At 68.1% G+C, this 6,954-nt stretch carries 6 protein-coding genes; 2 read left to right on the top strand and 4 right to left on the bottom strand.

Annotated elements, in window-relative coordinates; genetic code table 11:
* Positions 1–283 precede the first annotated feature (283 nt).
* Positions 284–1,495 (bottom strand): tyrosine--tRNA ligase, encoded by a 1,212-nt coding sequence (tyrS, locus tag LRM18_RS06060; protein ID WP_049465908.1) that lies wholly within the window; start codon positions 1,493–1,495, stop codon positions 284–286.
* A 167-nt stretch (positions 1,496–1,662) separates the two neighbouring features.
* Between tyrS and LRM18_RS06055 the strand changes: the two genes are divergently transcribed.
* Both LRM18_RS06055 and LRM18_RS06050 read left to right on the top strand, forming a co-directional pair.
* On the top strand, positions 1,663–3,135 hold the full coding sequence (locus LRM18_RS06055) for a peptidoglycan DD-metalloendopeptidase family protein (RefSeq protein WP_049465910.1): 1,473 nt from the start codon (positions 1,663–1,665) through the stop codon (positions 3,133–3,135).
* Between the two features lie 65 nt (positions 3,136–3,200).
* On the top strand, positions 3,201–4,328 hold the full coding sequence (locus LRM18_RS06050; protein WP_270952426.1) for an anhydro-N-acetylmuramic acid kinase: 1,128 nt from the start codon (positions 3,201–3,203) through the stop codon (positions 4,326–4,328).
* A 118-nt stretch (positions 4,329–4,446) separates the two neighbouring features.
* On the opposite strand, the gene LRM18_RS06045 is transcribed toward LRM18_RS06050, so the two are convergent.
* The 3 genes from LRM18_RS06045 to LRM18_RS06035 all read right to left on the bottom strand — a co-directional run bounded on the left by LRM18_RS06045 (position 4,447) and on the right by LRM18_RS06035 (position 6,857).
* On the bottom strand, positions 4,447–4,677 hold the full coding sequence (locus tag LRM18_RS06045; protein WP_014645678.1) for a hypothetical protein: 231 nt from the start codon (positions 4,675–4,677) through the stop codon (positions 4,447–4,449).
* A 78-nt stretch (positions 4,678–4,755) separates the two neighbouring features.
* On the bottom strand, positions 4,756–6,060 hold the full coding sequence (locus tag LRM18_RS06040; RefSeq protein WP_270952408.1) for an MFS transporter: 1,305 nt from the start codon (positions 6,058–6,060) through the stop codon (positions 4,756–4,758).
* On the bottom strand, positions 6,057–6,857 hold the full coding sequence (locus LRM18_RS06035) for an exodeoxyribonuclease III (RefSeq protein ID WP_064237500.1): 801 nt from the start codon (positions 6,855–6,857) through the stop codon (positions 6,057–6,059). Before LRM18_RS06035 ends, LRM18_RS06040 begins: the two co-directional genes overlap by 4 nt.
* Between the last annotated feature and the right edge of the window lie 97 nt (positions 6,858–6,954).

The following is a 6,954-nucleotide window of genomic DNA, read 5'->3' as shown; positions in this document are numbered from 1 at the left end:
GCCAGACTTTTTCAGTCCGTCAACACCTTCGTTCGATCATCTCGTTCAGCGGTGGTGGGCGCCCCGTTGTCGCTGAAGCCCCTTGGTGGCGACCCCTGCGACGGGGGAGGAGAAGTATGGCCCCATCCACATCGTTTGTGAAGGGGGTGTGGCGATTTTTTTCACCGGATGTTGCATCCGTTCATCCGTCGCGCCCGTGGAGGCATGCCGCGAAGAGCAAGAGCAGTCGAGCATGGCTCGACTCTACAAAGGAAGGGCCGGCTGCGCCGGCCCTTCCTTTGTCTCAGGCAGCGACCAGGCGCACGCGGGCGAAAGTACGCTTGCCGACCTGCAGCAGGCCTTCGAAGCCCGGCTGCAGCACCTGCTGGCCGTCTTCGACCACTTCGCCATCCACCTTCACCGCGCGCTCCTTGAGCTTGCGGTTGGCTTCGGAATTGCTCGGGGTCAGGCCGGCCGCAGTCAGCAGCGCAGCGATACGCAGGCCTTCAGCCGGAATCGCCACGTCCTGCAGCGGCAGCTGGGTGATGTCACCCTGCCCGGTCACCGCCGCTTCCCAGCCTGCAATGGCCTGCTCGGCCGCCGCGGCGTCGTGGAAACGGGTCGCCAGTTCACGCGCCAGGCGCAGCTTGACCACGCGCGGGTTCAGGCCGCCATTGCCCACCTGCTCGCGCAGCTGCACGGCTTCGGCCTGGCTGATGTCGAAGGACAGCAGCTCGATCCAGCGCCACATCAGGGTGTCGTCCACCTTCATGGTCTTGGTGACGATGTCGATGGCCGGCTCGCTGATACCAATGTAGTTGCCCAGCGACTTGGACATCTTGTTGACGCCGTCCAGGCCTTCCAGCAGCGGCATGGTCAGCACCACCTGCGGCTTCTGCCCGTGGTGTTCCTGCAGGCCACGGCCCATCAGCAGGTTGAATTTCTGGTCGGTGCCGCCGAGTTCGACGTCGGCCTCCAGGGCCACCGAGTCGTAGCCCTGCACCAACGGGTAGAGGAACTCATGGATGGCGATGGACTGCTGGGCCGCATAGCGCTTGGCGAAGTCGTCGCGCTCGAGCATGCGCGCCACGGTGTGCTGGCCGGCGAGGCGGATCATGTCGGCCGCGCCCATCTTGCCGAACCACTCCGAGTTGAAGCGCACTTCGGTACGGCTGCGGTCCAGCACCTTGAACACCTGTTCCTCGTAGGTGCGGGCGTTGGCCAGCACGTCGTCGCGGCTGAGCGGCTTGCGGGTCAGGCTCTTGCCGGAGGGGTCGCCGATCATGCCGGTGAAGTCGCCGATCAGGAAAATGACCTGGTGGCCGAGGTCCTGGAACTGGCGCATCTTGTTCAGCAGCACCGTATGGCCCAGGTGCAGGTCGGGCGCGGTGGGGTCGAAGCCGGCCTTGATCCGCAGCGGACGGCCTTCCTGCAGGCGCGCACGCAGATCCTCAAGCTTGAGGATCTCGTCGGCACCACGGCCGATCAGGGCAAGGGCTTCTTCAATCGAGGACACGTGACTACTCCCGGCAACGCCGATTCTTGTGTGGGGTGTTAAAGCAAAGTTAACCCGATTGGCTTCACAAAAGCCAATGGGCACAAGGGTTTGACGCGGTTTTCTCAGGTGTCTATGGTAACCGGCGATCAGGCCCGCGCTCCCGGGCTGCCAGGAAAGAACCGCCGATGCACAATTCCGAACAAGGGCGCGCACGCAAGCAGCGCTTCCAGGAACGCCTCCACGTCCTGCACGACAACACCCTGCATCGGAAGCTCAGGCAACACCTTCCCGCCGCCTTCAATGAGCGCTGGACCCGCCGCCATTGGATGCATGCCAGCCTGTTTGCGACCATCGGCGCCTTGGTGGCGACGATCGTCCCCGGTTTCTCGCACACCATCGATGCCCCCTACGCCGACAGCCACACCAGCCTGGCGCTGCCGTTGCCGCCACTGACCCTGGCCCGCCAGCAGCAGGTGCCGGGCGACAGCTGGCAGGTGCTGCGCGTGCAGCGCGGCCAGACCCTGAGCGATCTGTTCGACCAGGCCGGCATTCCGGCCACCACGCTGCACCGGGTGCTGGACCACCCCGGCGCGCGTGAGGCGCTGACCCGGCTGCGCCCGGGTGCCGAGATCGCCTTTGACATGCCGCTGTCCGGCGACCTGCGCAGCATCCGCTTCGACCGCGATGCCGACAACCGCGTGGAGCTGAGCCTGGCCGGCGATGACATCAAGGAAAAGGTGACCCGCCGCGAGACCTCCACGCGCACCGTGGTCACCAGCGGCGAGATCACCAGTTCGCTGTATGCCGCCGCGCGCCGCGCCGGGCTGTCGCCGTCGGCGATCGCGACGATGACCGACGACATCTTCAAGTACGACATCGACTTCTCCAAGGACCTGCAGCCGGGTGACCGCTTCAGCGTGGTGATGGATGAAACCTGGCGCGAAGGCGAGAAGGTGGACACCAGCAAGATCCTGGCGGCGACCTTCACCACCGGGGGCAAGACCTATTCCGGCTTCCGCTTCGACCGCAACGGCAAGTCCGAGTACTACGACATCAACGGCCGTTCGCTGAAGAAGAGCTTCATCCGCATGCCGATCCCGTTCGCGCGGCTGAGCTCCACCTTCGGCGCCCGCAAGCACCCGGTGCTGGGCAAGATGCGCATGCACAAGGGCGTCGACTACGCCGCGCGCACCGGTACCCCGATCATGGCCGCCGGCGACGCCCGCGTGCAGTTTGCCGGCGTGCAGAACGGCTACGGCAACGTGGTGATCCTCGACCATGGCCGCGGCCACACCACCCTGTACGGCCACATGTCGCGCTTTGCGAACATCAAGACCGGCCAGCGCGTGGCCCAGGGCACGGTGATCGGCTACGTCGGTTCGACCGGCCTGGCGACCGGGCCGCACCTGCACTACGAATTCCGCGTCAACGGCGAGCACCGCAACCCGCTGACCGTGACCATGCCGCCGCCGGAACCGCTGAAGGGCGCCGAGCTGGTCGCCTTCCGCGCGCAGACCGCGCCGGCGATGGCGCGCATCCAGGGCATGGAGAAGCTGATCTACGCCGACGCCAGCCCGGCACCGACCAGCCGCGACGAGGCTGCGCCCGCGGTGGCCAGCGCCAAGGACAAGCCCTCCAGCAGCCGCAAGCGCGGCTGAGCCCCTGCGTTGACGAAGAAGGACGCGGCAGCCCAAGCTTGCCGCGTCCTTTTTTTATGCCTGCCATGAACACCACTGCCGACGCTGACGCCCCCCTGTACCTTGGCCTGATGTCGGGCACCAGCGCCGACGGCATCGACGCCGCGCTGGTGCAGTTCCCCGCCGGCGGTGGCTGCCGCTTCGTGCACGGCCTGACCGCCCGCTGGGAACCGGTGCTGCGCGCGCGGCTGGTGGCGCTGGGTGAAGGCGGCCCGCTGGAGTCGCTGGAGGAACTGGGCGCGCTGGACGCGCGGATCGCGATCAGCTTCGCCGACGCCGCCAATCAGTTGCTGGCCGAGGCCGGCGTGGACCGCCGCCAGGTCCGCGCGATCGGCTCGCACGGCCAGACCGTGCGCCACCGCCCGCTGGCCAGCCCGGCCTTCACCGTGCAGCTGGGCGACGGCAACCGCATCGCCGAACTGACCGGGATCACCACCGTGTCCGACTTCCGCCGCCGCGATGTGGCGGCCGGGGGCCATGGTGCGCCGCTGATGCCGGCCTTTCACCTGGGCATGCTGGGCACCGCCGACGAAGACCGCGCGGTGCTCAACCTGGGCGGCATCGCCAACCTGACCCTGATCCCGCGCGAAGGCGAGGTGCGCGGCTTCGATACCGGCCCGGCCAACGCGCTGATGGATGCCTGGTGCCAGCGCCATACCGGCCGCACCTTCGATGCGGATGGCGCGTATGCCGCCAGTGGCGCGGTGGACGAGTCCCTGCTGGCCGGCTGGCGTTCGGACCCGTGGTTCGCGCTGCCGCCGCCGAAGAGCACCGGGCGCGAACAGTTCCACCTGGCCTGGGCCGAGGCGCACATGGGCGAAGGCCAGTACGCCGCCGCCGATGTGCAGGCCACCCTGCTGGAGCTGACCGTGGCAACCGTGATCGATGCGCTGCTGGCACAGCAGCCGCAGACCCGGCGCCTGCTGGTGTGTGGCGGCGGCGTGCGCAACCGGCAGCTGATGAAGCGGCTGGCGGCCCAGCTGCCGGAGGTGCAGGTGGAATCCAGCGCAGTGCACGGGCTGGACCCGGAGTACGTGGAGGCGATGGGGTTCGCCTGGCTGGCGCAGCGGACGATGGACGGGCTGGCCGGCAACCTGCCGAGCGTGACCGGGGCCAAGGGCCCGCGGATCCTGGGGGCGATCCACCTGGCGTGAGGTGGGCCATCCGCGCAGGTGAGGCGCTGTTGCAGAGACGAGCCCAGCTCGGCTTCGCGCAAGCCAGGCCAGGAGCAGCCGAGCGTGGGCTCGGCGCTACAGCATGGCAGCGCGGCCGCTAATCGAAGCCCTGCCCTGCCGGCAGGGCCTGCAGGGCGGCAATCGCGGCGGAGAGGGCGTCCACTTCGGGATCGCCGAAGCCGGAGCGGACCTCCAGTTCACTGCTGAACAGGCCCTGCTCCAGCAAGGCGGCGCAGGTCTGTTCGTGGGTCCAGCCGCGGGCGACCGCGACCCGTCGGATGCGTTCCAGCAGCAGCGGGTCCAGGTCCCGCAGCACAACGTCGGCCATGCTCACTTCCCCGTTCGCAAGGCACCGCCCCCTCGGCGCGTCGGGGGCGATGATCCCGCAGTCCGGGCGGGCAGGCAATCAGGCGACCGGCGGCGGCCCGCGATCGGCGATCCGCGGCCACAGCCACGCCAGCAGCAGCAGGGTTGGCACCACGGTGATCGAGCTGAGGATGAAGAACGTGCTGTAGGACGTGGCTTCGACGATGTAGCCGGAGACGCCACCGACGAACTTGCCCGGCAGGTTGGCCAGCGAGACCAGCAATGCGTACTGGGTGGCGGTGAAGTTGCGGTCGGTCAGCGACGACATGAAGGCCACCAGCACGGTGCCGGCAAAGCCCTGGAACAGGTTGTCGGCACTGAGCGCGGCGTAGAACGCCCACAGCTTGCCCGGATTGTGCGCCATCAGCAGGAAGGCCAGGTTGGACAGCGCCACGCCCAGCGCGGCCACCAGCAGCATGCGGCGGAAGCCGAACGCAGCCACCGCGATGCCGCCAAGGAACGCGCCGCCGATGCCCATCCACACACCGAACAGCTTGGAGACGGTGGCGATGTCGGCCTTGTCGAACCCCGAGTCGAGATAAAACGGCCCGGCCATCACCCCGATCACCTGGTCGGGGAACTTGAACAGGCCGACGAAGGCCAGCAGCACCAGCGCCAATGCCACGCCATTGCGGCTGAAGAAGCTGGAGATGGGCTGGACGAACGCTTCGGCAACATCGATGCGGCGCTGCACGGCGGTGGCCGGGCGTTCCGGTTCGGCGCACAGCAGGGTGGTGACGATCGGCAGCAGCATCAGCGCGGCCATCGCCAGGTAGGCGACGATCCAGCCTTCGAACTGGGCCAGGTACAGCGCGCCGGCACCGGCCAGGATCAGGCCGATCCGGTAGCCCAGCGTATAGGTGGCGGCCAGCGCCGCCTGGGCGGTCTGCGGCGCGATCTCGATGCGGTAGGCATCGACGGCCGAATCCTGGGTGGCGCCGGCGAACGACGCCACCAGCACCCACATCACCAGCGGCCACACGCCCTGCTCGGGCCGCACGAAGGCCAGCGCGACCAGCCCGACCAGCACCAGCACCTGCGACACCAGCAGCCAGGAGCGGCGGCGGCCGAGCCGTCCCAGCAGCGGGAAGGCGTAGCGATCCAGCAGCGGCGCCCACAGGAACTTGAGCAGGTAGAAGAAGCTGGCCAGGCTGATCAGGCCGATGCTGCCCAGGTCCAGGCCGACGTCGCGCAGGCGCGTGGACAGGGTCTGCGAGGCGATCAGCAGGAACGGCAGGCCACTGCCGAAGCCGAGCATGGCCATGGTCAGCGCCGACGGGGTGCCGAAGGCGCGCTTGATGCCTGCCCAGCCCTTGTAGCTGACCGGCGTGGCAGCCTCGGTCACAGGTCGTAGTCCACGGTGAACGGGGCGTGGTCGGAGAAGCGCTCGTCGCGGTAGATCGAGCAGCTGCGCAGGCGCTCACGCAGGCCCGGGGTGATGAACTGGTAGTCGATGCGCCAACCGACATTGTTGGCGCGGGCCGCGCCGCGGTTGCTCCACCAGGTGTAGTCCTCGCCGGTGGGGTTGAGCAGGCGATAGGCATCGGCCCAGCCGCGGCCGGCGGCGACATCGGTGGCCTGGCCATGGTCGGCGCACAGCGCGTTGAGCCAGTCGCGCTCTTCCGGCAGGCAGCCGGAGTTCTTCTGGTTGGACTTCCAGTTCTTGATGTCCAGCGCCGAACGCACGATGTTCCAGTCGCCGCACAGCACGTAGTCGCGGCCGCTGCGCGCCCACTCCTCGAGGATCGGCCGCAGCCATTCCATCACTTCGAACTTGAAACCCTGGCGCAGGTCGCCCGAGCTGCCGGACGGGATGTAGAAGGACACCACGCTGAGATTGCCGTAGCGCGCCTCGATGTAGCGGCCTTCGTCGTCGAACGGCGCCCAGCCCAGCGAGGTGATGACCTGGTCCGGCTCGCGCTTGCTGTAGATCGCCACGCCGCTGTAGCCCTTCTTGGTGATGGCATCGCGATAGAAGCAGTGGTGGCCGTCCGGACGGAACATCGGGTCGGTCAGCTGGTCTTCCTGGGCCTTGGTCTCCTGCAGGCACAGGACGTCGGCGTCCTGGGCCCGGAACCAGTCAAGAAAGCCCTTGGTCGCGGCGGAACGGATGCCATTGGCGTTGAAACTGATGATGCGCATGCGGGGGACCTGCGGCGGGAAACCGGGCAAGCATACCGGTTGCCCGCGGGGCTGCGCAGTCCGCCAGGCCGGGCGGCAGTGCGCGCCACAGCGGGCC

It is taken from the genome of Stenotrophomonas sp. PI_27 (assembly GCF_027854495.1).
GTDB classification, from domain to species: domain Bacteria; phylum Pseudomonadota; class Gammaproteobacteria; order Xanthomonadales; family Xanthomonadaceae; genus Stenotrophomonas; species Stenotrophomonas pavanii.
The sequence above is the reverse complement of the archived record's forward strand: the minus strand, read 5'-3'. Positions and strand labels throughout refer to the sequence as shown.

Bases quoted from the DNA above. Each gene is read 5' to 3' on its own strand.
- LRM18_RS06055 (WP_049465910.1), top strand. From the start codon at position 1,663: ATGCACAATTCCGAACAAGGGCGCGCACGCAAGCAGCGCTTCCAGGAA.
- LRM18_RS06050 (WP_270952426.1), top strand. From the start codon at position 3,201: ATGAACACCACTGCCGACGCTGACGCCCCCCTGTACCTTGGCCTGATG.
- LRM18_RS06045 (WP_014645678.1), bottom strand. From the start codon at position 4,677: ATGGCCGACGTTGTGCTGCGGGACCTGGACCCGCTGCTGCTGGAACGC.
- LRM18_RS06035 (WP_064237500.1), bottom strand. From the start codon at position 6,857: ATGCGCATCATCAGTTTCAACGCCAATGGCATCCGTTCCGCCGCGACC.